This is a genomic window from Mesorhizobium sp. M2E.F.Ca.ET.219.01.1.1 (assembly GCF_004016445.2).
Lineage (GTDB): Bacteria > Pseudomonadota > Alphaproteobacteria > Rhizobiales > Rhizobiaceae > Mesorhizobium.
The window spans coordinates 54,442-80,814 of the sequence record NZ_SADT02000004.1 but is presented as its reverse complement, the minus strand read 5'-3'; the positions used below and the strand labels follow the sequence as shown (position 1 = coordinate 80,814).

Below are 26,373 nucleotides of genomic sequence, written 5' to 3'. Positions count from 1 at the left end.
TCACAGCGCTGGCGTGTCGGCGATGTTGACCAAACTGGTTTCATTTGTAACCATCGAAAATGTAACTATCAACGGCGCGCTGCATTCGGAGAGCGCTTCATGGAACCTGAAATCCTCGAACTGGAAAGCTTTCTCCCGTACCGTCTCTACCGGCTGGCTGACACCGTCAGCCGCGAGTTCTCCCGTATCTACAAGGAGCGCCACGGCCTGACGCGGCCGGAATGGCGCACGCTGTCGGGCCTCGGCCAGCGCGGCACGATGACGGCAACAGCGCTCGGAGAGCAATCGGCCATGCACAAGACCAAGGTGTCGCGCGCCGTGGCCGAACTGGAGCGCCGGCGCTGGCTGACGCGCGCGCCGGACGAGAAAGATCGGCGTGTCGAGCATCTGGCACTCACCAAGGCGGGGCTTGCGGCCTATCGCGAGATGGTGCCGCTGGCGAAGGCGTTTGAGAGGGAGCTTCTGGGGAGGTTGAGTGTTGAGAAGCGTACCGCGATCGTCACGGGGGTCGCGGCGCTGGAAAAAGCTTTGGAAGAAAAGAGCTGATAGGGGGGCGAAGGAACTCGACCTCTCTTCAGAGCCCTACCAATCCATCACCACCTTGCCCGAGCTCCCGCTCCGCATCGCGTCGAACCCTACCTGAAAATCGTCGATCCCGATGCGGTGCGTGATCAGCCCCGACACATCCAGCGGCCCCTGCACGAGCGCGATCATCTTGTACCAGGTCTCGAACATCTCGCGGCCGTAGATGCCTTTCAGATGCAGCATCTTGAAGATGACCTTGTTCCAGTCGATCTCGAAGCCGGTCGGCGCGATGCCCAAAATGGCGATCTTGCCGCCATTGTTCATGGTGTCGATCATGTCGCGGAAGGCGGGCGCGGCGCCCGACATCTCCAGGCCGACGTCGAACCCTTCGGTCATGCCGATCGAGGGCATCACGTCACGCAGCCTTTCCTTCGAGGCGTCGACGACATGCTGGACGCCGAGCTTGCGCGCCAGGTCCAGCCGGACAGGGTTGATATCGGTGATGACGACTTTTCGCGCGCCGACGCATTGGGCGACCAGCGCGCCCATGATGCCGATCGGGCCGGCGCCGGTGACCAGCACGTCCTCGCCGACCAGGTCGAAGGACAATGCCGTGTGCACGGCATTGCCCAGCGGATCGAAGATAGCGGCGATCTCGTCCGGAACGTCGTCCGGGATCGGCACGACATTGTGTTGCGGGATGGCCATATATTCACCGAAAGCGCCGGGGCGGTTGACGCCGACGCCCAGCGTGTTGCGGCATAGATGGCCCCTGCCCGCGCGGCAGTTGCGGCAATGGCCGCAGACGATGTGGCCTTCGCCGGAGACGCGCTGGCCGACCTTGTATTCGGTGACCGCCGCGCCGAAATCCGCGACCGTGCCAACGAATTCATGGCCGGTCACCATCGGCACCGGCACAGTCTTCTGCGCCCACTGGTCCCAATTGTAGATGTGGACGTCGGTACCGCAGATCGCGGTCTTCTTGACCTTGATCAGCACGTCGTTGGGGCCGATCTCCGGCACCGGCACCTCTTCCATCCAGATGCCCGGCTCGGCCTTTGCCTTCACCAGCGCCTTCATCATGTTGGACATTCTTTTGTTCCTTGAATCGCTTGATCCGGTACCGTTTTTCAGCGCCAGCCGTTCACGAAATCACGCCCAGTTCCTTGCCGACCTCGCCGAACGCCTCGACCGCGCGATCGATATCGGCACTGGAATGGGCGGCCGACATCTGGGTGCGGATGCGCGCCTGGCCCTTCGGCACCACCGGGAAGGAGAAGCCGATGACGTAGATGCCGCGCTTCAGCATGCGCTGCGCCATCTCCTGCGCCAGTGCGGCATCGCCCAGCATCACCGGGATAATCGGATGGTCGGCTCCGGCAAGCGTAAAGCCAAGCTTACCCATCTTGGAGCGGAAGCGATCCGCATTGGCATATAGGCGCTCGCGCAGCGCGTCGCCATGGCGGATCAGCTCGAACACCTTGATCGAGGCGCCGGCGATGGCCGGCATCAGCGTGTTGGAGAAGAGATAGGGCCGCGAGCGCTGGCGCAGCCAGTCGACGACCTCTCTCTTGCCCGAGGTGTAGCCGCCCGAGGCGCCGCCCAGCGCCTTGCCGAGCGTGCCGGTGATGATGTCTACCCTGCCCTCGACGCCGCAATACTCGGCCGAGCCGCGACCGTTCTTGCCGACGAAGCCGACCGCATGGCTGTCGTCGACCATCACCATCGCGTCGTACTTCTCGGCGAGATCGCAGACGCCTCGCAGATTGGCGATGATGCCGTCCATCGAAAACACGCCGTCGGTGGCGATTAGCCGGAAACGGCAGTCCTTCGCCTCTTTCAGCCGCGCTTCGAGATCGGCCATGTCGTTGTTGGCGTAGCGGAAGCGCTTGGCCTTGGAGAGCCGCACACCGTCGATGATGGAGGCGTGGTTCAAGGCGTCGGAGATGATGGCGTCCTCCTCGCCGAGCAGCGTCTCGAACAGGCCGCCATTGGCGTCGAAGCAGGAAGAATAGAGGATGGTGTCCTCCATGCCGAGGAAGGAGGAGATCGTCGCCTCAAGATCCTTGTGCTCTTCCTGCGTGCCGCAGATGAAGCGCACCGAAGCCATGCCGTAGCCGTAGCGATCCAGCGCATGCTTTGCCGCGGCGCGCAGGTCCAGGCTGTCGGCAAGGCCGAGATAGTTGTTGGCGCAGAAGTTCAGCACCTTTTCGCCGCCGACCTCGATCTCGGCGGACTGCATGGAGGAAATCACCCGTTCGGATTTGTAGAGCCCGGCCGATTTCAGGCCCTGGAGCTCGCTGTCGATATGGGAAAGGAATGCTTTGCTCATGGGTCCGGCCCTGTTCGGTTCGAGGCCGGACTGTCGCGCCACGGCTGCAAAAAATCCATCGCAAAAGCGACCGCTTCGGTGGCGTCGTGAAAGCCCGGTCGCAATCCTGTACGAGGATGCATGTAAAAATGGAGTGTGCAGGAAAGGACGTGCTAACCATCTTGCGAGCTTTGTCGCGCCGCCGCGATCGCGACTGGCCACACTTGCCGAGCTGTTAACCCTTTCAAGGCAAACGTCTTCCCGCCACGAGTTCCAAGGCAGGAATCCGTCGACCGAAGGGGTCACTCAAGTTATGTCGCAGCAGCCAGTGCATAGCGTTTCACGCAAGCTGATCCTGCTCATCAAGACCGGCTACTGGCTGGCGCTCACGATCATTGCCGCCATGGTGGTGGCCTCCTTCATTCTTCTGCAGCAGCTGATGGCGCAGCAGCAGCATAATGACGCGCTGCTCGATATCGTCTCGACGCAGAAGGCGCTGTCGCAGCGCATCGTCTTCCTGGCAAGCGCCACGGGTGCTGCCTCGCGCGACAAGCAGCCGGCGCTGGTCACCGCGCTCAAGCAGGCGACGGGCGAGTTCGAGACCAATTACGACCGGCTGCTCAAGGAGACCGGCGCCGATCCGCTGTCGCCGGCACGCAACGATCCGAAGTCGATCGAGTATGTGCTGTTCAACAAGCCGTTCCACCTCGATTATTTCTCGGTCGGCCTCGTCGCCAATGGCGACAGACTTATCTCGTCCCTCGCGTCGCAGCTCGGCATGCAGAGCGACGGCTACAAGGCCGGCGGTGAACGCGCCGGGCTCGACGCTTCCGTCGCCAATGCGACGATGTCCGGCTATGCCGCGCTCGCCCAGCGCATCAGCGCCTTCGCCGACGAAAAATCCAGCAGCATCCTCGACCTGCACCGCACGCTGTTCTTCGCTACCCTCGGCGTCATAGTGCTGGTGGCGCTGTTCATCTTCCGGCCGATGTCCAACGCTATCCTGCGCAAGACGCGCGAGCTGGTCGATGCGCGCAACTCCATGGCCTTTATCGCCGTGCATGACGGCTTGACCGGCCTGCATAACCGCACCTTCCTGACGGACCATTTCGACACCCTGATCAAGGGGGCGCACCGGCGCCGCGAGCGCCTGGCGGTGGTCCAGTTCGATCTCGACCGCTTCAAGCAGATCAACGATACGCTCGGACACGCCGCCGGCGACTATGTGCTGGTGGTGACGGCGCAGCGCATGCGCGATTCCTGCCGCGCGTCGGACCTCTGCGCGCGGCTCGGCGGCGACGAATTCGTCATGATCCTCAACGGGGCCGGCACCACCGAGGACATCCATGCGCTGGCCAAGCGCATCCTTGGCGAAATCAACGAGCCGATCACGTTCCAGGGCACGACCATCATGCCTGGCGCCAGCGCCGGCATCGCGGTCTATCCAATCGACGCCGACAATGCGCAGGACCTGCTCGTCCATGCCGACCTCGCTCTCTATTCCGCCAAGAAGCTCGGCGGTGGCAATTTCTCCTTCTTCTCGGAGGAGCTGCGGCGCGAGCTCGACTACCGCAAGCAGCTCGAACAGGACATCCGCACGGCGATCGCCGACAAGAGCTTCGAGGTCTACTTCCAGCCGCAGGTGTCTCTGACCAGCGGCAAGATCAGCGGCATCGAGGCGCTGGTGCGCTGGAAGCACGCCACGCGCGGCATGATCTCGCCCGGCGAGTTCATTCCCGTCGCCGAGAAATGCGGCTTCATGCCGGATATCGGCCGGATAGTCATCAGCAAGGCGATCAACGAGGCCGCCGAATGGGACCGCGCCGGGATTGATTTCGGGCGCATCGCCGTCAATGTCTCCGGCACCGAGCTTCGCGAGCCCGATTTCGACACGTTCCTGTTCGGCACGCTGGAGCGCGCCGGGCTGGCGCCGCAGAAGCTTTCGCTGGAGATCGTCGAATCCGTCATCCTCGACGACGAGAAGACCGGGATCGCCTCGAAGCTCCGCCACATCCGCGCTGCCGGCGTGCATCTGGAGTTGGACGATTTCGGCACCGGCTACGCTTCACTGAGCCACGTCAACCCCAACGAGATCGACCGGCTGAAGATCGACCGCCGCTTCGTCCAGAACATCAACGAGAACGGCGACAACACCAAGATCGTGCGCGCCATCACCGAGCTTGCCAGGGGGCTGGGCATCTCGATCGTCGCGGAGGGCGCCGAGACCGAGGCCGAACTCGACTCGCTGATGGCGATCGGCTGCGACCAGGTGCAGGGCTATTCGATCGCGTTCCCGATGCCGCAGGACAAGGCGCGCGAATGGCTGGCGGCGCGCAGCCCGAAGAAGACGAAGCTGAAGGTGCTGCAGGGCAGTTTGGGCTAACGCTTTCGCCGACAAGCTTGACAGAACCGTGCGTCATGGCGGCCTATCGGCATCGCAAATGGGTTTTGCGAATGCCGTTTCGTTATATCCTGCCATTCCTGCTGCTTGTCGCATCGCCCGCCTTGGCCGCCGATCGGACCATTTATCTGACGTTCGACGACGGCCCGCTGAACGGCACCAGCAACATCCTCGACGTGCTGCAGGCCCAGCAGGTGCCGGCGACTTGTTCATGGTCGGCATGCATGCCGAGGCCAACGCCACCAGCCGGGCGCAGCTGCAGCGGGCGAAATCGATGCCGCTGGTGACGATCGGCAACCACAGCTACAGCCATGCCTATAGTCACTACCGGCATTTCTACGGCGACACGGAGGGCGTGGTCGCCGACATGCTGCGGGCCAATGTCGTGCTCGGGCTGACGCCGGTCGTGCACGCACGCCTGCCCGGACGCGATGTGTTCCGGCTGCCAAACTACTCCAAAGACGACAATTCACTCGGACTGGCCGAGGCCGGACGCGAGGATCCGGATTACGAATTCGTCGCGGCGTCGGGCTTCTGGCTGGCTGGGACCACGAATGGGTGCATGAGGACAACGGCAAGCCGGTGCAGAGCGTCGACCATCTGGTGAGCGAGATCGACCATCTGTTCGGCTACGGCCATTTCGCCAGGCCGAACAAGCTGATCCTGCTCATGCATGACGAGATGTTCCAGGACGTCTTCGACGGCAAGGCGAATCTAACCGCTTTGATCGCGGCGCTCAGGCTGCGCCATTACGCCTTCGGCGCGATTGCGGGTTACGACTGAGACGCTTCGGCGTTCCGCCTGAGCATCGCCAGCACCTCGGCGAATTCGGCCAGCCTGTCATCGGGAATACCGGCCCGCAGCCGCCTGTCGAAGGCGACCGCCGCGAGGCGCAACTTTTCGAACAGCGCTTCGCCCGCTTCGGTCAGCGCCACCTGGTGGACCCTGCGGTTTTCCGGATCGCGGCGGCGCGTCAGCAACCCTTGCACCTCCATGGCATTGAGGTGATGCGTCAGCGTCGCTCCCTGGATGCCGATCATGCCGGCAAGCTCGCGCTGGTTGGCAAGTTCCTTCGACTTGACCGACAGCAAGGTCAGCCAGACGGGCAGCGTGCCGCCGGCCTCGACCAGCGCGGCATCGAAGGCCTGCGCCACCACTTTCGAGGTGCGGGCGAGATTCATGCCGACAGGCGGGCGGTCAAACGGTGTCATGACGTGACAGTAGAGCAAGCAATGGGAACGTGAAACTCGGCTTCATGAGTTGACATCTAATCGTTAGATATCTAACTTTGTCTTATTGATGGCGTCGTGACAGGGCAGCGACGCATGGCGGGCGGCAGAGAGGAATGCGGTCATGCAATATGTCTATATCGTCGTCATCGGCCTGCACGTCATGGCCGGCGTGTTCTGGGCCGGCACGACCATTGCGGTCGCCCGCGATCCGGAGATCAAGGCGGAGCGCTTCATCCGGCCCCAGCTCGGCGCCTCCGGTCTGGTTTTCCTGACCGGCATACTGCTCTGGTATTTCTTCCATGAGGGCGCGTTCGGCCCAATGGAGAAGGCGCTGGCGCTCGGCATCTTGACCGCGCTGATCGCCGCCGGCGTGCAGGGCGCGCTTGTCGCCTCCGCCAGCCGGCAACTGGCTGGCGCCGATCAAGCGACCCAGACCCAACTGCGGGCGAAAATGACCAGAGGCGAACGCATCGCCGGCGGGCTGCTGGTCATCACCGTGTTTTGCATGGCGACCGCCAAGCTTTTTTGAAATCGCACGGCCGGCGAAACCCGACCGGGCGCGGCGCGCAACGGACCAGAGCGGCAGGTGGCTCTCCTTGCAAAGGCCCGTTGCGCGTCACAACGTTCCATCGAACGCTGAAACCGCTTTAAGCCATTTCGGGGCGCTTGGAGGCCTCGCGAATGGCCTTGTGGACGTTGCGCTGCAGCTCCATGAAAGCGGCGCTCTCCATGACCTCCTCGCGGCGCGGGCGCTCGATGTCGACGTCAAAAGTCCGCATGATGCGCCCCGGGCCGATACCCATCACGACAATGCGGTCCGACAGATAGACAGCCTCTTCGACGTCGTGGGTGACGAAGAGCACGGTGAGCCTGTGCTCCTCCCAGATCTGGGTGAGCAGTTCCTGCATCTGATGCCTGGTCAGAGCATCGAGCGCACCGAAGGGCTCATCCATCAAGAGCATCTTGGGGCGGTAGGAAAGCGCGCGCGCAATGGCGACGCGCTGCTTCATGCCGCCCGAAAGTTCGGATGGATAGAGATTGGCCGAGTGCGGCAGCTTGACCAGGTCGAGATGCTCGAGCGCGATCCTGCGGCAGGTGGCGCGGTCGTGGCCGGCGGCCTTGAGAGCGAACTCGATGTTCTGCTGCGCCGTCAGCCAGGGCAGCAGCGTATAGGACTGGAAGACGACGCCGCGATCGAGACCCGGCTTCAGGATCGGCGATCCGTCGATGTCGAGTTCGCCCGAGTCGAAATCCTGCAGTCCGGCGACGATCGACAGCAGCGTGCTCTTGCCGCAGCCCGACGTGCCGACCAGCGACACGAATTCGTTGTCGGCGAGGTCGAGGTTGATGTCGCGCAGCACTTCGGTGCGCCGCGCTCCGGCGCCGAAACTCTTGTGGAGGCTCTTGATCCGCAGTTTTGGGGAATTCATCGGCCGGACCTCGTCATGAACGGCTGTCCTGGCGGAACAGCACCTTGCCCAGCGCCTTCATGACCTGATCGGTGATCAGGCCAAGAATGCCGAGCAGAAGGATGTAGCCGATGATGGTGTTGGTCTGGAAATAGCGCTGCGAGACGGTGATGCGATAGCCCAAGCCGGACGTCGCGGCGACCAGTTCGGCCAGCACGAGCCAGGTCCAGGCCCAGCCCAGGCTGATGCGCAGCGTATCCCAGATGCCCGGCAAGGCGCTGGGCACCACGATGCGTGTCAGGATCTTGCGATCCGGAAGGCCGAGCGTCCGGCCGAGACCGACGAAGTCGGCCGGCACGCGTTTGACGTTGTCCATGATCATCAGCACCTGCTGGAAGAAGGTGCCGATGAAGATGATCAGGAATTTCTGGACATCGCTCGTCCCCGCCCAAAGGATGGAGAGCGGCACGAAGGCGACCACCGGCATGTAGCGGATGAAATCGACCAGCGGCTCGATGGCCGCTTCCCAGGTCCGGAAGCTGCCGATCAGCACGCCGATCGGAATGGCGAGCACCGAGGCGATGAGAAAGCCGACCGAAATACGGTAGATCGAGGCCTCGAGATCGGTGAGCAGCGTGCCGTCGGCCCAGAGCTTGGCGAGTTGCGTCGCCACGCTGGCGGGGGACGGCAGGAAGATCGGCTTGACCAGGTCGAGCCCCGTTGCCGCCCACCAGGCGAGGCCGAGACCGGCGAAGACGGCCACGGCGATGATCAGGAAACGGGAGCGCGCGATGGGAGCGCCGATCCCGGAGGAGCGGCGGCGCATCGCCTGCCTGGCGGCGGGTCCCGTCGCCGGGCCAGGCGGGTTCGCTTTGCCGGCAGGCTCGTCGGACATTTCGGCGGCCGCCACGACCCGGCCTACTGCGCGGCCTTGACGAAGGCTGGATCGATCATCTGCTCCGGCGTCACGTCGGCCTGGAGCAGCCCGGCATTCTTGGCAGCGGCCTCGACGTCGGCGAATGTCTTGGTGGAAAAATCGCCCGTCAGCGCGCCCTTGTTCTCGGCCAGCGAATAGTAACGCACGCCGTCGAAGGCGGTGTTGAGGTCCTCGACGCTCGAACCGACCGCCTTGGAGATGATGGCGCGGCCGCCGGGCGTGTCGGCTTTGTAGTCCGCGAGCGCGGCATCCCAGGCCTTGATCATGGCAAGCACCTGGCCGGGCCGCGACTTGATGACCTCGTCGCGCACCACCAGCACGTCGCTGATCAGGCCGGGATCCTCGCCGGCGGTGAAGAGAAGCTTGACGTCCTTGTTCTGCGCCCTGGCCGTGGTGAGATAAGGCTCATAGGTGACCGCGACCGGGACGCGGCCGGCAATCAGCGCGCTGCCGGCATCCGCCGCCGGCATGGGCACCGGCTGGACGTCGGCGATCGACATGCCGTTCTTGGCGAGCGCGTATTTCAGCAGGATGTCGCTGGTCGTGCCTTCCTCGAATGCGACCTGCTTGCCCTTGAGATCGGCGACGGAGTTGACATCCTTGCCGGCGATCATGGCGTCGGCCGTCATCGAGACGTCGAGCAGCAGCACGATCTTGACCGGCAGGCCGGCCGCAACCATGCCCATGGCGGTGTGGGTGGCGATGTTCGCCGCGTCGAGCTGGCCGCTCGCCAGGGCGGCGTTGATGTCCTTGTCCTCGGTGAAGTTAACGATCTGGACGTCCGACAGACCGCTCGCCTTGAACAGGCCCTTGGCTTCGGCGACATGCCACTGGCCGTAGCCCAGCCATGGCTCGATGCCGATCTTGAACGATCCAGCTTCAGGCGTCGCGGGAATGGCCGTATCGGAGGCGTGGGCCGGCGGGGCGAAGCCGACGGTGGCCGCCACCACGAGCGCACGGAATTGTGCTGTGAGGTTACGCATCATCCTTGTTCCCCTTGATGATTCAGAGCGCTTTTTTGAACCAAACTTCCTGTCTGGTGAGAATGCGGCTTCTGCTTCTTGCGGCACTGTGCCTCGGCGTCTTACCTGCCACGTCGACGGAAGTGAAACGATATTCAACGTCCGCGGCGATGGATGTCAAGGCTAAAATACATACATGCATATACAAGTTGGAGAGGCTGATTTCCGCGCTCTTGGCGGCATTTGGGTGGGCTCCACTCATTAACTGGCGCCAAGGGGAATAGTCCCGGCCGCCTCAGGTCTTGCGCGACGGAGAATAGCGGCTGCCGAGCGAGTAGCGGCTGCCGACATAGGTCAGCCTGCTGACGGTGGCGACGACCGCGCCGGTCCATGTCCGGCGATGCAGCAGAAGGCAGCAACTGCCGATGTCGATGGCGAGGTGCCGCGCCGTCTCGGCATCGGCTGGGACAGCGGAAATGATATGTTCGACCTCGGTCACCGGCGTCTTCTGCATCAGGTAGTCGTAAGTCGCCGTCTTCGAGAAATCCTGCTTGTCATAGTCCGGGATCAGGCTCGGATTGACGAAGCGCTCTTCCAGTTGCACGGGCAGGTCGTTCTCGAAGTTGACGACCACCGAATGATAAAGCGCCGCGCGCCTGGCGAATTCGAAGGACAGCGAGAGCTCCTTGGTCGGCGTGATCCTTTCGAGGACGAGAACCTCCGAGCGATGCCTGTTGCCGCGCGCGACGATCTCGGCCGCGATATTGTTGATCTCGATCAGCGTCGATTGTGGCTTGGGCGGCGCGATGAATGTCCCCACGCCCTGCAGCCGGATCAGGAAGCCGGCCGAGGTCAATTCCCGCAAGGCGCGGTGGACGGTCATGCGCGACACGCCGAGCGCGGCCACGAATTCATTCTCGGACGGCAGCTTGCGGTCCTTGCTCCATTTGCCGGTTCCGATGTTGGTCAGGATATAGTCCTTGACCTTCTCGTAGAGGGGGCTGGCCGTATCGGGCAAAGCACTCATTTTCAAAAGTCCTTTCCGGCAAACATCGGAAATCAGGTGCCGGCAGGCTGCCGCAGCCGGATAATGGTTTTCAAGCCGTCGCCCTGCCCCGCCAAAAGACGCTCATAGGCGGCGGGAACATCGTCCAGGCCGATCTCGCGATCGAGCAGACTGATCAGCGGTCCGGACAGCTCCGCCAGCATCCCGATGGCGTCGGGCAGCTCATCGGCAAAGGCGTGGCATCCGAGCAACGCGATCTCGCGTTCGACCAGCATGTTGGGGTCGATGTCGAGGCGGCCGTGGAAAATGCCGACAAGCGCGACGGTGGCGCCGGAGCCCAGAACACCCAGCAACTGGTTGAGCGCGGCGATGCTGCCGGTGGCCTCGACGGCCGCAAGCAGAGGCGCATCGGCGGTCGCCGTGGCAATGGCGTCGCGGTCGAGGTCGACGATGGTGGCGCCGGTCACCCGGGCGACGCGCTCGCAGCGCGCCTTGTTGCGGTCGGCGATCAGCACCCTGCCCGAGAACGTCCGCGACAGGAGCAGCGCCGCCAGGCCGCCGATGGTGCCGCAGCCGACGACAAGCACCGAACCCGCGGTCTTCGGCAGGCGCCGCACGGCATGCAGCGCGACGGCGAGCGGCTCGGCCATCGCCGCCACCCTGTCGTCGAGCGCGGCGTCGATGACATGCAGCAGGCGCGCCGGCAGCACCGTCTCCTCGGCAAAGCCGCCGTCGCATACTTCGCCGACGAAGCCCAGCGAGGCGCACAGATGCCGCCTGCCGGCGCGGCATTGCGCGCATTCTCCGCACCAGAAACGGGAATCGGCGACCACCCGGTCGCCCACGGCGACGGTGTCGACGCCCTCGCCGACCGCCACCACCGTGCCGGTCAGTTCGTGGCCGGCTGTCGACGGCACGCGGCTTATCCATTGTCCAGTGCGGAAATTGTGGAGGTCGGAACCGCAGATGCCGGCGGCGTCGACATTGAGCTTCACCCAGCCCGCCTCGGGAGTACCTGGCGCGGCGATATCCTCGACGCGCAGGTCGCCGGGTCCATGGAGCTTGGCGGCCTTCATCGCGCCGGCCCGTCAGGCGCCGAGATAGCGGTCGCGGATTTCCGAGACCGCGTTCTCATGCGAGCTGAAGCCCTCATAGCGGGCGAGCCTGCGGGCATGGCCGGCAAGCTCGGGATAGGCAGCCGAGGTCACATAACCGACCGACGAGCGCTTGAGGAAATCCGTCACCGAAAGCGGCCCGTAAGTGCGTGCCCAGCGGCTGGTCGGCAGCACCGCGTTGGGCCCGAGGACGAAATTGGCGAGCGTCACCGGCGTATGCGGACCCATGAGGATCTCGGCCGCCTCGGTGATGTGGCCGAGATGCGCGAACGGCTCCCTGGACAGGACCTCGAGGTGTTCGGGCGCATAGTCGTTGATGAAGCGATAGCTGTCCTCCAGCGATGCGGTCAGCACGATGCCGCCGCGCTTGCCGGTCAGCACCGCGCGCGAAAACTCGACGCGCTGCTCGCTCATACGGGACCAGTGCTCGGGCAGCGCTGCCAGGGCGGCGTCGGCTACCTTGCGGCTGTGCGTCACGAGATAGGCGGAGGAATCCGGTCCGTGCTCCGCCTCGATCAGAAGGTCGAGCGCGGCGAGGCCGCCGTCGACGCTGTCGTCGGCGAAGATGATCGCTTCCGACGGACCAGCCGGAAGGCCGGTGTCGATGATCGAGGAAAGCAGGCTCTTGGCCGCCACCACCCAGGGGCTGCCCGGGCCGACGATCTTGAGCGCGGGCTTCACCGTCTCGGTGCCGTAGGCAACGGCTGCAACCGCATGCGCGCCGCCGCATTTGTAAACGGTCTCGACCCCGGCCAGTCGGGCGGCGACCAGGGTCGCGGCATCGACGGAGCCGTCCGCGGTCGGCGGCGTCACGATAGCGATCTGCGGCACGCCGGCGATGACGGCCGGAACCGAGGTCATCATGGTGACCGACGGAAAGGCGCCCTTGCCGCGCGGAACGTAGAGCGCGACGGAGGCGATCGGCGTGTAACGGTCGCCGGCATAGGCGCCCGGGCGGACCTCCTTGAGCCACATCGTCTCCGGGCGCTGCTCCTCATGGAAATGCCTGATGTTTGCGATGCCGAAGCGGATGCTGTCGATGACATCCTTGTCGACCTTGCCGAAGGCAGCGTCGAACTCCGCTTCCGAAACCTTCAGATCGCCCGCGGCCACATCGGCCTTGTCCAGGTCCCTGACGAAGCGGAGCAGGGCCGCGTCGCCTTCCGTCCTGACCGCCTCGAGGATCGGGCGGACCTTCTCGACGAAGACCGAGAGGTCGGCTTCGGCGCGCTTCAGCAGGCTCGCCCGCTGTCCGGCGCTGGCGGATGAGAGGTCGTGGAAGCTGATGTCGGACATGGCTGCTCCTCAGAAACGCGGGAAAAGTATATACATGTATGTATAATGCCCGCCAGCGTTTTTCTTTGCTCCGCCGCCAGGCTGGCCACCGCACGGCGCCTCAGATCGAGGCAAGGAAGCCCCCATCCACCGGAAAGGACTGACCGGTGATGTAGGCCGAGGCGTCCGAGGCCAGGAACACCGCGATGCCGTGCAGATCCGAAAGATCGCCGAAACGATGCTGCGGTATCTTGGCGAGCATCGACTGCTGCCACGCCTCGTCGGCGTAGAACACTTCCGTCATCGCCGTCCTGAAATAGCCGGGCGCAATGGCGTTCACCCTGATCCCGAGACCCGCCCATTCCGCCGCCAGCGCCCGCGTCATGCCGAGCAGGCCCGACTTCGACGAGCCGTAGGGCACGGCCGTGGGAATGCCGACCTCGGAGGTCAGCGAGCACAAATTGATGATGGCGCCGGGGCGCCCGGCATCGCGCATGTGGCGGGCGGCGGCCTGGGCGCAGAAGAAGGCGCCCTTGAGATTGGTGTCGACGATCCGGTCCCAGAGCGCTTCATCGACATCGAGCGAAGGCCTGACCTCTTCCATGCCGGCATTGTTGACCAGGATATCGAGACCGCCAAGCAGGTTGGCGGCCTCGTCGATCGCGGCGCGGCAGCGGGCGACGTCAGTGACGTCCAGGGCAATGGCATGCGCAAGCCCGCCGGCGGCCCGGATCGCCGCCGTCGTCTCCTCCAGCGAAGCAAGGCTGCGCGCCGTGACGGCGACAGCGGCGCCGGCCGCGCTCAGCGCCTCGGCGATGCCGCGCCCGATGCCGCGGCTGGCGCCGGTGACGAGCGCCTTCCTGCCCGACAGGTCGAAGAGGGAAGCATTGCGCATTGTCGATCCTCCTTGGCCTGCCGGCCCGCCCTCGCTCGCGAGACTAGCCGATCATTGGTTATACATACAAGCATATACAAATGATTTTGGGAGCCCGTAGCGAAACCGACCGCGGGAAGCGCGCTGCCCCGCAACCGATACCGCGGCCCTGTCCGGCGCTTTTCCTGCCGCCGCGATTTCGCGTTGCGGCCTGTCAGTCAGATCCTGATGCCGAACCGGATGCCGTCATAAATGGCGGCGTGGATGTTGCGCGAAGCGACCGCGTCGCCGATGCGGAACAGCACGAAGCCGCCTTCGGCATTGCGCGCGGGGAAAATGTCGCCGCCATTCACCAGACGCTCGTAGTCGACCGCGCCGGCATTCTTCGACAAAGGCTTCAGCGACAGATAAAGGTCGTCGAGGGGTGCCGTGCCATGCTCGACCACCACCTGGTCGACACGTCTTTCGCCGCGCCAGCCGTCGGCAAAATCCGAAGCGAGCTCGGCGACGAGCTGGTTGCCCTCGCGCCGCACCGAGCGCAGCCTCGTGTTGATGGTCACGGTGACGCCCTTTTCGTGGAAGGCGCGCATATAGGGCACGTGGTTCATGCCACCCATTTCCGGCGCGAAGAACCGCTCCGGCGAAACCAGTTCCAGCTTCGAGCCGCCGTTGGCGATGAGTTCGGCAGCGCCCATGCCCTGATGGCCGCCATTGTCGTCATAGAGCAGCACGTTCTCGGCCGGCTTGACGCTGCCGGCCATGATGTCCCAGCTCGAGGTCACAAGATTGTCGCCGGCCGTCAGCGGCGGGTTCTGCGGCATGCCGCCCGTCGCCACGATCACCACGTCCGGCGCCAGCGCCAGCACATCGTCCTTCTCGGCCCAGGTGTCGTAGCGGATCTCGACGCCGAGGCGATCGAGCTCGGCAAGCCGCCAGTCGATGATGCCGATCAGCTCCTTGCGGCGCGGGTTCTGGGTGGCGAGCCTTACCTGGCCGCCTGCCTGGCTGGCGGCTTCGAGCACCGTCACCTGGTGGCCGCGTTCGGCCGCGACGCGCGCGGCTTCCAGGCCACCGGCGCCCGCCCCAACCACCACGACTTTCTTCTTCGGTCCTTCGCTCTTGGCGATGATGTGCGGAATGGTCGCCTCGCGACCGGTCGCGGCGTTGTGGACGCAAAGCGCCTCGCCGCCCTCATAGATGCGGTCGAGGCAATAGGTGGCGCCGACGCATGGGCGGATCTCGTGCTCGCGGCCTTCCATCACCTTGCGAATGATGTGCGGATCGGCGATGTGGGCGCGCGTCATGCCGACCATGTCGAGCTTCCCGGTGGCGATGGCGTGGCGCGCCGTGGCGACATCGGAGATGCGCGCGGCATGGAAGGTCGGGAACTTCGTCGCCGCCCTCACCTCGCCGGCGAACTCGAGATGCGGGGATGAGCGCATGCCGGTGACCGGGATGACCTTGGTCAGCGACGCATCGGTTTCGATCGTGCCGCGGATGATGTTGAGAAAATCGACCTTGCCGGAGTTGGCCAAACGCCTGGCGATCTCGATGCCGACCTCCTTCGAGATGCCGTTTTCGAAATCCTCGTCAGCGACCATGCGGATGCCGACGACGAATTTCTCGCCGACGGCGGCGCGAACCGCGTCGAGCACCATGTCGGTGAAACGCAGGCGATTGTCGAGCGAGCCACCGAACTCGTCGTCGCGATGATTGGTCAAAGGCGACCAGAAGCCGTCCATCAGATGGCCGTAGGATTCGAACTCGATGCCGTCGAGGCCGGCCGCCTGGCAGCGCTGCGCGGCCGAAGCGTAGTCGGCGACGATGCGCTCGATATCCCACTCCTCGATGGTCTTGGGGAAAGCGCGGTGCGCCGGCTCGCGCATCGGCGAGGCCGACAGCACCGGCAGCCAGTCGGCCTTGTTCCAGCCGGTGCGGCGGCCGAGATGGGTGATCTGGATCATCACCTTGCAGTCGTGCTCGTGGCAGGCATCCGCCAGTTCGGCCAGCCACGGCACGATCCCGTCGTCATAGACATGCAGGTTGCCGAAGGCTGCCGGACTGTCGCGCGAGACGATCGCCGAGCCCGCCGTCATCGTCAGCGCCATGCCGCCCTTGGCCTTCTCGGCATGGTAGAGCCGGTAGCGTTCCTTCGGCATGCCGTCCTCGGAATAGGCCGGCTCATGGCTAGTCGACATCACCCGGTTCTTCAGCGTCAGGTGCTTGAGCTGGTAAGGTTGGAGAAGCGGGTCGCTACTGGTCATCGTCTTCCTGCCGTTTCAAATTGTGCTAATGAGCGCGCCAAATGTGCCGCGCTCGAAAGAATTGCGGTGCCTTCTTCGTTCTTCGTTTACGCCCGCTACCTTCGAACTGTGGTTCGGACCGGCGGTAAGGAGCCATTGATGACCGACGCCAAGAACCTCACCCAGCTCGGCAAGCACGTCGAGACGCCACAGAGCCCCGAACAGGCGGTCCTGGAGACCGTGCCGTTCCAGCGCGGCGACGGACCGCCGGCGATCGTGCGCTTCACCTGCCCCGAATTCACCTCGCTCTGCCCGGTCACCGGCCAGCCCGACTTCGCCCACATCGTCATCGACTACGCGCCCGACCAGACGCTGGTGGAATCGAAGTCGCTGAAGCTGTTCATGACCTCGTTCCGCAACCACGGCGCCTTCCATGAGGAATGCACCGTGATGATTGGCCGCCGCATCGTCGAGGCCACGAGGCCGCTCTGGCTGCGCGTCGGCGGCTACTGGTTCCCGCGCGGCGGCATCCCGATCGACGTCTTCTGGCAGACCGGCGCGCCACCCAAGGACGTGTGGCTGCCCGACACGGGCGTTGCGCCCTATCGCGGTCGCGGCTGAGCTGATCGACATCACTCGCACTGATATTGGCTCAGCGCCCATTCGCCGGTCACCGACAGGAGATCCGACACTTTCCAGGCGCCGCCGACCTTCTTCAGCTTCCATTCCAGCCGGTGCTGGTGGCCTTCGACGACGAAAGCGACGACCACCTTGGCCTCGTCGCCATTGACGGCCTCGATGGTGCGCAGACTCCGGTCTATCGCCAGCTTGTCGTAGTCGGCATTGTCGAGCGCCATGTTGGGATCCAAGCACTCGCCCTGCCCTGAGGCGCGCAGCGCATCGCTCTTGTCGAGCACGGTTTTCGCCGGATCGGTGAAGTTCTTGCGCTGGGACGGATCGAGCTCCAGCCCGAGATGCTCGTAGAAGGGCTTCACCACCGCGGTCGGCGATCCGGGCAGGACGGGCGCGGCAGGTGCCGGTTCGGCCGGCTTGCTTTCCGGGGCCGTGGCCGCAGGCGGCGAGGTTTCGACCGCAGGCGGCGACTTGTCGCCCGATGATGCTTTCGGCGGCGGCGCGCCGAAGAGCCCCTGCGCAGAGGCGCCGCCGTTCAGCTCCGCGGCCAGCATCGACAAGCTCGACAGCGCGAGGACAAGACGGCGAAGCACGGCATCACTCCGTCGAGGCGCCGCATTCCAGCGCGCTGAGCGTCCAGTTGCTGGTCTTGGAGCTGATGTCGGCGATCTTCCACTTGCCGTCCATTTTCTTCAGCGACCACACCATTTCGCGTTTGGAGTCATCGCCTTCCGGGAAAAGATTGAAGTTTGCCGTCACCTCGGCGGTATCGCCGTTGACGGTCTCGGTAAGCTTCAGCGTCTTCGACAGAGTCTTCTGATCGAAATCCTGCGCGTCGAGGCCGGGATCGAAGTCGAGGCAGGACACCTCGTCGGGCTTCTCCTTTTGTGCCTTGTCGTTGGCTTCGAACAGCTTGGTGACCGGCTCGGTGAAACGGTCGCGGTATTTGGCGTCTCCCTCGAACTTCACCGAAGGCACATAGAAGAACTTCACGGCGTTGGAGGCCGGCCCGGCAAGCACGGCGCCGGGCAAGGCAATCGAGAAGACAGCGGCAAGCACTATCGGCTTCATGCAGGATCTCCGGGGTTCGGTGCGTGGCGGCACGCTTGCCACCACGCATCCTGCATATCGCCTTTTTTGCGGCTCATGAAGGCCAGGCGCGCTCAGGCATCCAGCCAGACGTTCTGGAAGTCCATTTCATAGGTCTGGTGCATCGAATAGTTCTTCACCTTCTTGTTCATATGGCAGTAGAGCTTCTGCCAGAAAGGCTGGATGATGACGCCGGAGTCCTGCAGGATTTGCTCGACGTCCTTCATCACCTCCTTGCGCTTGGCGACGTCGATCTGCGACAGCGCGTCCTTGAGCTTGGCGTCGAAGGCCGGGTTGGAAAAGGCCGTCTCGTTCCAGGCTTCGCCCGAGCGGTAGCCCAGCGCCAGCACCTGGACGCCCAGCGGGCGCATGTACCAGATGGTCATCGAATACGGATATTTCGTCCAGTCGTTCCAGAAGGTCGAGCCGGGCAGCACGGTGCGCTTCACCTTGATGCCGGCATCGCGCAGCTGTCCGGCGATGGCATCGCCGGTGTTCTTCTGCCACTCGTCCTCGACCGTGATCAGCTCGTGCTCGAAGTCGGCCTGGCCGGCTTCCGCCATCAGCTTCTTGGCGCCGGCGGCATCGCGTTCCTTCTTCGGCAGCGGGTAGTATTCGGGATGGATCGGGGCGACGTGATGGTTCTCACCGACCGTGCCGCGCCCATTGTAGCCGAGCTGCATGACCTGGTTGTTGTCGACCGCCATCTGCAGCGCGTTGCGCACCCGCTTGTCGTCATAGGGCTTGTGGGTGACGTTGGTGCGGGCAACCAGCGTGGTCGCGGTCGCGACCTCCGACTTAACCAGGCCCATCTTGTCCAGCGGGTCGATGTAGTCGGCCGGCGTTTCGAAATCGAGGTCGACCTCGCCGGAATCGAAGGCGTTCAGCGTGGCGTTGAAGTCGGTGCCGTAGTCGATGAACTCGACGCCGTCGAGCGGCGCCTCGCCGCCCCACCACTTGCCGTTCTCGCGGCGCTTGACGACCGCTTTCTGGCCGACATCGTAGGAGACCAGCTCGAAGGCTCCGGTGCCGATCGGCTTCTTGATCGGATCGGCGCCGTCCTTGTCGAAGTCGCGATGCACGACCAGCGCCGGATAGTCGGTGAGGCCCGGTATGATGGCGATATCGGCTTCGTTGAGCTTCAGCTTGACCGTGTGATCGTCGACCTTGGTGATCGCGCCATCCTTCGCCTTGCCGGTCTTGGCGTCGATCAGCGCGCCGACGCGGGCGGCCATGGAGTTGCCGGAAGCCCCCTTCTCGCACCAGCGGTTCAGATTGGCGACCACGTCGTCGGCGTTGAAGGCATCGCCATTGTTCCAGGTCACGCCCTTGCGCAGATGCAGCGTGTATTCGGTGGCATCGTCATTGACGTCCCAGCTTTCAAGCAGGACCGGCTCGAAGGTGAACTGGTGCGTGTAGCGCACCAGGGGCTCCAGCCAGCAGCGGGTGACGTTCGCCATCTCCGTCCAGTCATAAGTGCGCGGATCCTTCTGCGCCTTGACCGACATGGCGACATGCAGCGTGCCGCCCTTCTTCGGCTCGTCGGCCAGCGCCTTGGTCGGCACGGCCAGGCCAAGCATGCCATAGGCGAAAGCCGTCGATGCGCCGAAGGCGCTTGCCAGCGCCAGGAATTCGCGCCGGTCGACACGGCCCGCGCGCGCCTCTTCGGCCATCGCTTCGATCGCGGCCGGGACCCGGTCACCATTGCTTCTGAAAAGTGTCATTGTCGTTCTCCCATTCTTATCGGGTCTTCGCCCGTTTTTGGTTCAACTAACGCCGTGTCTATCAACTAACGCTGTCGGGCAGCTTTTCCTCACGCCGCGCGATCAAATCCGCGAGACCCTCGGCAATGCCCTCGTCGAGCCTCGGCTCCTGGTAGTCGGCCAGCATGGCGCGCGCCTTTTCGCGGCCGCGCGTGTCGTGGTCCTTCGCGCCTTCGGCGCTCCATTGCTCGAAGGAATTGAAGTCCATGATGTTGGGCATGAAGAAGGCGCTCTCGAAATGCTCGAGCGTGTGCTGCGTGCCGAGGAAATGCCCTTGCGGGCCGACCTCGCGGATCGCCGCCATCGCGTCCTTGAAATCGTCGAAGGACACGCCGCCGGCATATTTGTACCAGCCAATGAGCTGCTCGCAGTCGGTGGCGAATTTCGAGTAGCCGCAGGTCAGCCCCGCCTCCAGCCAGCCAGCCGAATGCCAGATGTAGTTGGCGCCGGACAGGATCGCGGCATGCATCAGCATGTTCGCCTCGTAGCCGGCCTGGGCATCGTTGAGCTTCGAGCCGACATGGAAGCCGGAGGTGCGCCAGGGCAGCTTGTATTTCCTGGCCAGCGCGCCCATCAGATACATCATCTGGGCTGCCTCCGGCGTGCCGCCCATCGGCGCGCCGGTCTTCATGTCGACGGTCACCATGAACTGGCCGTAGAGCTGCGGCGAGCCGGGCCGGATGAGCTGGGTCAAAGCCACGCCCGCAAGCGCCTCGGCGTTGACCTGCGCCACCGCGCCGACGGCCGAGGCCGAGGTCGAGGCGCCGCACAGCGCGAAAGGCGCAAGGATCAGCGGCTGGTTGTGGCTGGCATAGACGCGCATGGCGTCGATCATGGTGGTGTCCCATACCAGCGGCGAATTGCAGTTGGTGATCGCCACCAGCACAGGATTGTCGCGCACGAATTCCTCGCCGAAGACGATGCCAGCCATCGCCATCGTGTCCTCGGCCCGCTCCTTGGACGTCACGATGCCCATGAACGGCTTGTCGGAGTGCTTCAGCGCCGAGTGGATGATGTGCAGATGCCGCTTCGGCACCGGGATCTCCATCGGCTCGCAGATGACCGAGCTCGAGGAATGCAGCGCCGGCGCCATATAGGCCATCTTGTGGAAATTGTTGAGGTCGGCGAGCGTGCCGTAGCGGCGCTTGTTGTCGAGGTCGCGGACATAGGGCGCGCCATACATCGGCACGAAGATCGAGTTCTTGCCGCCGACGCGCACGGTGCGCTCTGGGTTGCGTGCATGCAGCGTGAACTCCGCCGGAACCTTCGAGACCAGTTCCATCAAGAGCGCGCGGTCGATGCGCACGCGCGTTTGCCTGACATCGGCGCCGGCAGCCTTCCAGAGCTCGATCGCCCCGTCGTCGCGGAATTCGCACCCCACCTCCTCGAGGATCTTCAGCGATTCCTCATGGATCAATTCCACCGCCTCTTCCGGCACGATCTCGTAGGCGGGGATCTTGCGCACAAGGGTCGGGAAGGACGCTATCGGCGCGCTTCTGAGCGCCTTGCGGCCAAGGCGGCCGCCGCCGCGGCGGTGGGTCTGTTCGGTCAATTCAGCGGCCGGTGCGTTCATGGGATCTCCTTCTTCCCGCCCGACCAAGTTAGCGAGACGAAATATGGATGTGATGCTGGAAAATCCTGATCTCTTGTATAAGCTCACCTTATGCGAAGCCTGCGCCACCTCCTGCCCTCGGCCGGCAGCCTGATCGTCTTCGAAGCCGCGGGCCGGCTGTCGAGCTTCACCGCGGCCGGACGGGAGCTCGGCATGACGCAGGCGGCCGTCTCCTATGCGGTGCGCGGACTGGAGGAACAACTCGGCGCCAAGCTCTTCCAGCGGCGCCACCGCCAGGTGGTTTTGACGGAGGCGGGCGAGCGTTTCCATGCCGACGTGTCGCTGGGCCTGTCGCATATCCGCAAATCGGCGGAAGACCTTCGCTTGCAGGCGACCGGCGGGCATGTGACCTTGGCCGCCTCGACCGCCTTCGGCTCGTTCTGGATGATGCCACGCCTGCAGCAGTTCCGCGACGAACTGCCGGGCGTCGATCTGCGCATCCAGACCGCCGACCGCGACCTCGACATCATCGCCGAGGGGATTCCGCTGGGCGTGCGCGGCGGCGTGCCGCGCGATTGGCCGGACTATCACTCGCTGTCGCTGTCCGACGAAGAGATCTTTCCGGTCGCCGGCCCCAGCTATCTCGCCAGATTCGGCAAGCCGAAGACGGTCGAGGAACTGGCCACGCACCGGCTGATCCATCTGGAAGAACCCTATCGCGAGGCCCCGACCTGGGACGAATGGTTCGCGTCCGCCGGAACCAGCCTGCGCAATGCCGAACGCGGCTTGCGCATCAACGATTATGCGCTGGTGATCCAGGCGGTGATGGAGGGGCAAGGCATCTCGCTCGGCTGGCGGCATCTGGTCGGGCGTCTCGTCGCGTCAGGGCTTCTGGTGCCGGTGACCGATCATGTGATGCGGACCGGCATCGGCTTCCACGTCATCTGGCCGAAGAACCGCGATCTCAGCGACAACGCACGCAAAGTCAGGGACTGGCTTGTGGCGCAGGCTTGAACTTGCCCCTCCCCCACGCCGTTCGAATCCGCCTATAATCGCCGGATGCCTATCCGCCAGCTTTCCGAAACGATGATCAACCAGATCGCCGCCGGCGAGGTCATTGAGCGTCCGGCGAGCGTGGTGAAGGAGCTGGTCGAGAATGCGCTCGATGCCGGCGCGTCACGCGTCGAAATCGTCACCGCCGGCGGCGGGCTGAACCTCATCCGCGTCACCGATGACGGCTCGGGTATCCCCGAGCGGGAACTGGCGCTGGCGGTTGCACGGCATTGCACTTCGAAGCTTTCCGACGACATCCATGACATCCGCTCGCTGGGCTTCCGCGGCGAGGCGCTGCCCTCGATCGGATCCGTCGCGCGGCTGTCGATCCGCTCGCGCACGGCAAGCGGCGACAGCGCGGCCGAGATTGTCATCGACGGCGGGCGCGTCTCGCCGGTGAAGCCGGCGGCAGCCAATCGCGGCACCACCGTCGAGGTGCGCGACCTTTTCTTCGCCACGCCGGCCAGGCTGAAATTCATGAAAGGCGAACGCGCCGAGAGCTCGGCCACCAGCGACGTGGTCAAGCGCATCGCCATCGCCTTCCCGGCCGTGCGCTTCACGCTGGCCGGCGCCGACCGCTCGACCTTGGAACTGCCGGCGACGGACGACACACCGGAAGGTCGGCTAGCCCGCGTCGCGCAAGTGATGGGCAAGGATTTCCCCGACAACGCCATTGCCATCGATGCTGTGCGCGACGGCGTGCATCTGGCAGGCCACGTCTCGATCCCGTCCTACACCCGCGCCAACGCGCTGCAGCAATATGCCTATGTCAACGGACGGCCGGTGCGCGACAAGCTGATCGCCGGCGCGATCCGCGGCGCCTTCGCCGACGTGCTGCCGCGCGACCGCCATGCCGTCACCGTGCTCTTCCTGTCGCTCGATCCCTCGACGGTCGACGTCAACGTGCATCCGGCCAAGGCCGATGTGCGCTTCCGCGATCCGGGCCTGGTGCGCGGGCTGATCGTCGGCGCCATCCGCGAAGCGCTGGCCGGCGCCGGCATCCGCGCGGCGACCACGGGCGCCGCCGGCATGATGGCGGCGTTCCGGCCGGGCGTGGCGCCTTATTCGCATCCCGGCCCGACCAACGGCCATCGCAGCTACGAGGCCGCCTATCACGCTTCCGGCTCCAGCGGCTTCGACCCGTTGCGCTCGGCGCAGCGACCGCTCGACATGGGTTACGGCGCAGCAAGGCCGCGAGCGAACGGCTTTGCGGAAAGCGAGCAAGCGGCTTTCGACACCGGACCGGTCGCCAGCGCCGATACCCGTGCCGGCGCGGCCGAGCCGGCCGAGGCGCTGCTCGGCATGGTGCTGGGCGCGGCGCGCGCGCAGGTGCATGAGAACTATATCGTCGCTCAGACCCGGGATTCACTCGTCATCGTCGACCAGCATGCCGCGCATGAGCGACTGGTCTATGAGGCGTTGAAGAACGCGCTGCATTCGCGCGCGGTGCCCTCGCAGATGCTTCTGCTGCCCGAGATCGTCGACCTGCCGGAGGAAGACGCCGAGCGGCTGGCGATGCATTCCGACACGCTCGCCAAATTCGGCCTCGGCCTGGAGCGGTTCGGCCCCGGCGCGGTGGCGGTGCGCGAGACGCCGTCGATGCTCGGCGAAACCAATGTGCAGCAATTGGTGCGCGACCTCGCCGACGAGATCGCCGACAACGACACGGTCGAGACGCTCAAAGAGCGGCTCGACAAGATCGCCGCCACCATGGCCTGCCACGGTTCCGTCCGCTCGGGGCGGCTGCTCAAGGCCGAGGAGATGAACGCGCTGCTGCGCCAGATGGAGGCGACGCCAGGATCCGGCACCTGCAACCATGGTAGGCCGACCTATATCGAGCTCAAGCTTGCCGATATCGAAAGGCTGTTCGGGCGGCGGTGAGTGCGCCACGGCCCCTCACCCAGCCTCCGCTTCGCTCGGCTGACCTCTCCCCGGTGGGGAGAGGAGATTGTCGGCGCCGGCGCCAATCTCTTCTCCCCATGGGGAGAAGGTGGCCGCGAAGCGGCCGGATGAGGGGGCAAGAAAAGAGCCGCTCGAAGCGGCTCTTTTCTTGAATCAGGAAACGACTTCAACCCACTGATCTACCGCTTCAAATTCACCACGATCACGCCACCCAGCGCCAGTGCGCCGCCAAGGATACCGAGCAGCGACGGCACTTCGCCCAGCCAGAAGAAGCCGATCAGCGCGGAGGTAGGCGAAACCAGGTAGAGGAAGTTCGAGGCGCGGGCGGCAGGCAGGCGCGAGAGCGCGGTTGCCCAGGCGGCATAGGCGATCAACGAGGGCACGATGCCGAGATAGATGACGGCGCCAAGGCCGGCATGGTCAGCGACGGCGGCCTGCCGGAATGCCTCGGGCAGGAACGGCGACAGGCAGAGCGCGCCGAGCACCATGTTGGAAGCGGATATCGTCAGCGGATGATGTTGGGCGAAGAGCGGCTTCTGGACGATGGTGTTGACGGCGGAGCAGAGCGCGGAGCCCAGCACCAGAAGCGCGCCGGTATTGAAATGCAGGCCGTTGCCGTCGGCGACCGCGATGATGCCGATGCCGGCGAAGGAGATGACCGTGCCCAGCCAGGCGATGCCGGAAAAGCGCTCGCCGAGCAGCGCCATCGCCATGATTGCGGTGAAGATCGGGCTGACATTGATGATGAAGCCGGCGGCGCCCGCCGAGACGGTGAGCTCGCCGAAATTGAGCATGGCGGTGTAGAGCGCGACGAAGATGGCGCCGCCGAAGGCGAAGCGCCAAAGCTCGTCGATCCTGGGCAGCGCCGGGCGTTTCACGGCGAGGAATATGGCGGCCGGAACCGCCGCGATGGCAAAGCGCAACGCACCGAGCTCCAGCGGCTGGAAGGCGGCGAGGCCGGCGCGGATCGCGGGGAAAGCCGAGGCCCAGCCAAGCACCGTCAGCGCCACCGCGATGACCGCCGTGCCGTCCATGCGCTGTGTCTCATTCAACGTACCGGTGTAAGCGCTCATTGCCGTAACCTCGTCTTTTTGTGTCATGGATGCAGAAAACGCTATTGCCGGCCAATTGACAAACGAGCAAATCGAGGGTCAGCTGTGAGCATGGATCACAGCTCCGACCAGATATTGCCGTTGGAAACCTTGCGCGCCTTCGATGCCGCGGCGCGCACGGGGAGCTTTTCCGCGGCGGCCGAAAAACTCAATCTCACCCATGGCGCGGTGAGCCGGCAGATCGCCAAGCTTGAAGACTGGCTGGGGCTGAAAGTCTTCGAGCGCAATGCGCGCGGCGTGACACTGACCATCGAGGGCAATCGCCTGCATCTTCGCACCACGGAGGCCTTCGCGCTGATCTCGGTCAATTCCGACCGCTGGGTCGAGCCGCGCGGCACAGCCGTGGTGCGGCTGGCCTCGATCCCGTCGGTCAGCGGGCTATGGCTGATGCCGCGCATGGCGGTGCTCGAGAACAACCCGACCAAGCTGCGTATCGTGCTCGACGTCGACAATCGCCAGGCCGACCTTGCCGACGAAGGCATCGATCTTTCGGTGCGCTGCGGGCGTGGCCGCATTCCGGGCCGCGTCTCGGTGCAGCTTTTCGAGGAGCAGATTTTCCCGATCGCCTCGCCGGAACTCGCCAAGGAGATCGGACGGGGCGACCCTGCGCGGCTGCTGAAGTACCCGCTGATCAACGATTCCGATGCATCCGGATGGCGCGCATGGCTCGCCGCGCAAGACATCGATTACCGCCCCCGTCCGCAGGACAGGCGTTTCGAGGATTACAATCTGGTGCTGGACGCGGCGGCGCATGGCCTGGGCATCGCGCTGGCGCGGCCGCCGCTGACCGCGGACCAGCTCCAATCGGGCCGTATCGTTGCCGTCGACGAGCGCGTTGCGCTCAATCCGGTGTCTTACTGGATGGACCGTCCGGTCGGCCGGCCGCGCGCGGCCGCGGCAGATCTTGCCGGGCGCATTGCCGAACAGGCAGGGCTTGCCCCGGAAAGGCTCGAAGCTTTCCTGCAGGATGATGCCTAAG

26 protein-coding genes are annotated in these 26,373 nt (G+C 64.6%); 10 read left to right on the top strand and 16 right to left on the bottom strand.

The features are described 5' to 3' along the window. The first annotated feature begins 99 nt into the window (after positions 1–99). Positions 100–546, top strand: a complete 447-nt coding sequence (locus tag EN862_RS20395; RefSeq protein ID WP_127867707.1) for a MarR family transcriptional regulator — start codon at positions 100–102, stop codon at positions 544–546. Positions 547–582: 36 nt separating this feature from the next. Here EN862_RS20395 and tdh read toward each other — a convergent pair whose 3' ends face one another. Both tdh and EN862_RS20385 read right to left on the bottom strand, forming a co-directional pair. After that, the gene (gene tdh, locus EN862_RS20390; RefSeq protein ID WP_127867706.1) at positions 583–1,617 is read right to left on the bottom strand and encodes an L-threonine 3-dehydrogenase; all 1,035 of its coding nucleotides are present in this window, start codon (positions 1,615–1,617) and stop codon (positions 583–585) included. 52 nt (positions 1,618–1,669) lie between these two features. Then, positions 1,670–2,857 (bottom strand): glycine C-acetyltransferase, encoded by a 1,188-nt coding sequence (locus EN862_RS20385; RefSeq protein WP_127867705.1) that lies wholly within the window; start codon positions 2,855–2,857, stop codon positions 1,670–1,672. A gap of 292 nt (positions 2,858–3,149) precedes the next feature. Between EN862_RS20385 and EN862_RS20380 the strand changes: the two genes are divergently transcribed. The 4 genes from EN862_RS20380 to EN862_RS36915 are packed head-to-tail and all read left to right on the top strand — an operon-like array spanning position 3,150 to position 6,020. Further along, positions 3,150–5,219, top strand: coding sequence for an EAL domain-containing protein (locus tag EN862_RS20380; RefSeq protein WP_127867704.1), 2,070 nt, complete (start codon positions 3,150–3,152; stop codon positions 5,217–5,219). After that, positions 5,156–5,524 carry a polysaccharide deacetylase family protein gene (locus EN862_RS37545; RefSeq protein WP_348632080.1) on the top strand — a complete coding sequence of 123 codons (369 nt, stop codon included), beginning with the start codon at positions 5,156–5,158 and terminating at the stop codon, positions 5,522–5,524. The genes EN862_RS20380 and EN862_RS37545 overlap by 64 nt, the downstream gene beginning before the upstream one ends. Next, positions 5,449–5,844, top strand: a complete 396-nt coding sequence (locus tag EN862_RS36920; RefSeq protein ID WP_245519654.1) for a hypothetical protein — start codon at positions 5,449–5,451, stop codon at positions 5,842–5,844. The genes EN862_RS37545 and EN862_RS36920 overlap by 76 nt, the downstream gene beginning before the upstream one ends. Then, positions 5,796–6,020, top strand: a complete 225-nt coding sequence (locus EN862_RS36915; RefSeq protein WP_245519653.1) for a hypothetical protein — start codon at positions 5,796–5,798, stop codon at positions 6,018–6,020. The genes EN862_RS36920 and EN862_RS36915 overlap by 49 nt, the downstream gene beginning before the upstream one ends. On the opposite strand, the gene EN862_RS20370 is transcribed toward EN862_RS36915, so the two are convergent. After that, complete coding sequence (locus EN862_RS20370) at positions 6,011–6,448, bottom strand: MarR family winged helix-turn-helix transcriptional regulator (protein ID WP_127867703.1); 438 nt, start codon at positions 6,446–6,448, stop codon at positions 6,011–6,013. The genes EN862_RS36915 and EN862_RS20370 overlap by 10 nt on opposite strands. A 142-nt stretch (positions 6,449–6,590) precedes the next feature. On the opposite strand from EN862_RS20370, the gene EN862_RS20365 reads away from it, so the two are divergent. Beyond that, positions 6,591–6,998 (top strand): hypothetical protein, encoded by a 408-nt coding sequence (locus EN862_RS20365; protein WP_127867702.1) that lies wholly within the window; start codon positions 6,591–6,593, stop codon positions 6,996–6,998. A gap of 118 nt (positions 6,999–7,116) precedes the next feature. Here EN862_RS20365 and EN862_RS20360 read toward each other — a convergent pair whose 3' ends face one another. The 8 genes from EN862_RS20360 to EN862_RS20325 form a co-directional block, all read right to left on the bottom strand. Beyond that, entirely contained in the window at positions 7,117–7,899 is a 783-nt protein-coding gene (locus EN862_RS20360) for an ABC transporter ATP-binding protein (RefSeq protein ID WP_127867701.1), read from the bottom strand. Positions 7,900–7,912: 13 nt separating this feature from the next. Beyond that, entirely contained in the window at positions 7,913–8,704 is a 792-nt protein-coding gene (locus EN862_RS20355; protein ID WP_189401365.1) for an ABC transporter permease, read from the bottom strand. Positions 8,705–8,796: 92 nt separating this feature from the next. After that, positions 8,797–9,801 carry an ABC transporter substrate-binding protein gene (locus EN862_RS20350; protein ID WP_189401248.1) on the bottom strand — a complete coding sequence of 335 codons (1,005 nt, stop codon included), beginning with the start codon at positions 9,799–9,801 and terminating at the stop codon, positions 8,797–8,799. 271 nt (positions 9,802–10,072) lie between these two features. Then, positions 10,073–10,804 carry a histidine utilization repressor gene (gene hutC / locus EN862_RS20345; protein WP_127867699.1) on the bottom strand — a complete coding sequence of 244 codons (732 nt, stop codon included), beginning with the start codon at positions 10,802–10,804 and terminating at the stop codon, positions 10,073–10,075. Positions 10,805–10,836: 32 nt separating this feature from the next. Continuing rightward, positions 10,837–11,859 carry an alcohol dehydrogenase catalytic domain-containing protein gene (locus tag EN862_RS20340; protein ID WP_127867698.1) on the bottom strand — a complete coding sequence of 341 codons (1,023 nt, stop codon included), beginning with the start codon at positions 11,857–11,859 and terminating at the stop codon, positions 10,837–10,839. 12 nt (positions 11,860–11,871) lie between these two features. Then, positions 11,872–13,194 (bottom strand): histidinol dehydrogenase, encoded by a 1,323-nt coding sequence (hisD, locus tag EN862_RS20335; RefSeq protein WP_127867697.1) that lies wholly within the window; start codon positions 13,192–13,194, stop codon positions 11,872–11,874. Positions 13,195–13,294: 100 nt separating this feature from the next. After that, complete coding sequence (locus tag EN862_RS20330; RefSeq protein WP_127867696.1) at positions 13,295–14,068, bottom strand: glucose 1-dehydrogenase; 774 nt, start codon at positions 14,066–14,068, stop codon at positions 13,295–13,297. 197 nt (positions 14,069–14,265) lie between these two features. After that, complete coding sequence (locus tag EN862_RS20325) at positions 14,266–16,311, bottom strand: NADH:flavin oxidoreductase (protein WP_127867695.1); 2,046 nt, start codon at positions 16,309–16,311, stop codon at positions 14,266–14,268. Between the two features lie 138 nt (positions 16,312–16,449). Between EN862_RS20325 and queF the strand changes: the two genes are divergently transcribed. Next, entirely contained in the window at positions 16,450–16,911 is a 462-nt protein-coding gene (queF, locus tag EN862_RS20320; RefSeq protein WP_127867694.1) for a preQ(1) synthase, read from the top strand. Between the two features lie 11 nt (positions 16,912–16,922). On the opposite strand, the gene EN862_RS20315 is transcribed toward queF, so the two are convergent. The 4 genes from EN862_RS20315 to EN862_RS20300 all read right to left on the bottom strand — a co-directional run bounded on the left by EN862_RS20315 (position 16,923) and on the right by EN862_RS20300 (position 21,348). Beyond that, complete coding sequence (locus EN862_RS20315; RefSeq protein WP_127867693.1) at positions 16,923–17,516, bottom strand: hypothetical protein; 594 nt, start codon at positions 17,514–17,516, stop codon at positions 16,923–16,925. Between the two features lie 4 nt (positions 17,517–17,520). Beyond that, a complete protein-coding gene (locus EN862_RS20310) occupies positions 17,521–17,994 on the bottom strand; it encodes a DUF3828 domain-containing protein (RefSeq protein WP_127867692.1) in 474 nt (157 codons plus the stop codon). A 92-nt stretch (positions 17,995–18,086) separates the two neighbouring features. After that, complete coding sequence (locus EN862_RS20305) at positions 18,087–19,736, bottom strand: ABC transporter substrate-binding protein (RefSeq protein ID WP_127867691.1); 1,650 nt, start codon at positions 19,734–19,736, stop codon at positions 18,087–18,089. 61 nt (positions 19,737–19,797) lie between these two features. Further along, positions 19,798–21,348, bottom strand: coding sequence for a trimethylamine methyltransferase family protein (locus EN862_RS20300; RefSeq protein ID WP_127867690.1), 1,551 nt, complete (start codon positions 21,346–21,348; stop codon positions 19,798–19,800). 90 nt (positions 21,349–21,438) lie between these two features. On the opposite strand from EN862_RS20300, the gene EN862_RS20295 reads away from it, so the two are divergent. Together EN862_RS20295 and mutL are read left to right on the top strand one after the other, a co-directional pair. Then, positions 21,439–22,341: a LysR substrate-binding domain-containing protein gene (locus EN862_RS20295; RefSeq protein ID WP_127867689.1), complete on the top strand. Its 903-nt coding sequence runs from the start codon at positions 21,439–21,441 to the stop codon at positions 22,339–22,341. Positions 22,342–22,386: 45 nt separating this feature from the next. Further along, on the top strand, positions 22,387–24,261 hold the full coding sequence (gene mutL / locus EN862_RS20290) for a DNA mismatch repair endonuclease MutL (RefSeq protein WP_127867688.1): 1,875 nt from the start codon (positions 22,387–22,389) through the stop codon (positions 24,259–24,261). A gap of 200 nt (positions 24,262–24,461) precedes the next feature. Here mutL and EN862_RS20285 read toward each other — a convergent pair whose 3' ends face one another. Continuing rightward, positions 24,462–25,355: an EamA family transporter gene (locus tag EN862_RS20285; RefSeq protein WP_127867687.1), complete on the bottom strand. Its 894-nt coding sequence runs from the start codon at positions 25,353–25,355 to the stop codon at positions 24,462–24,464. Positions 25,356–25,445: 90 nt separating this feature from the next. Between EN862_RS20285 and EN862_RS20280 the strand changes: the two genes are divergently transcribed. Next, a complete protein-coding gene (locus EN862_RS20280; protein ID WP_127867686.1) occupies positions 25,446–26,372 on the top strand; it encodes a LysR substrate-binding domain-containing protein in 927 nt (308 codons plus the stop codon). Position 26,373 lies beyond the last annotated feature (1 nt).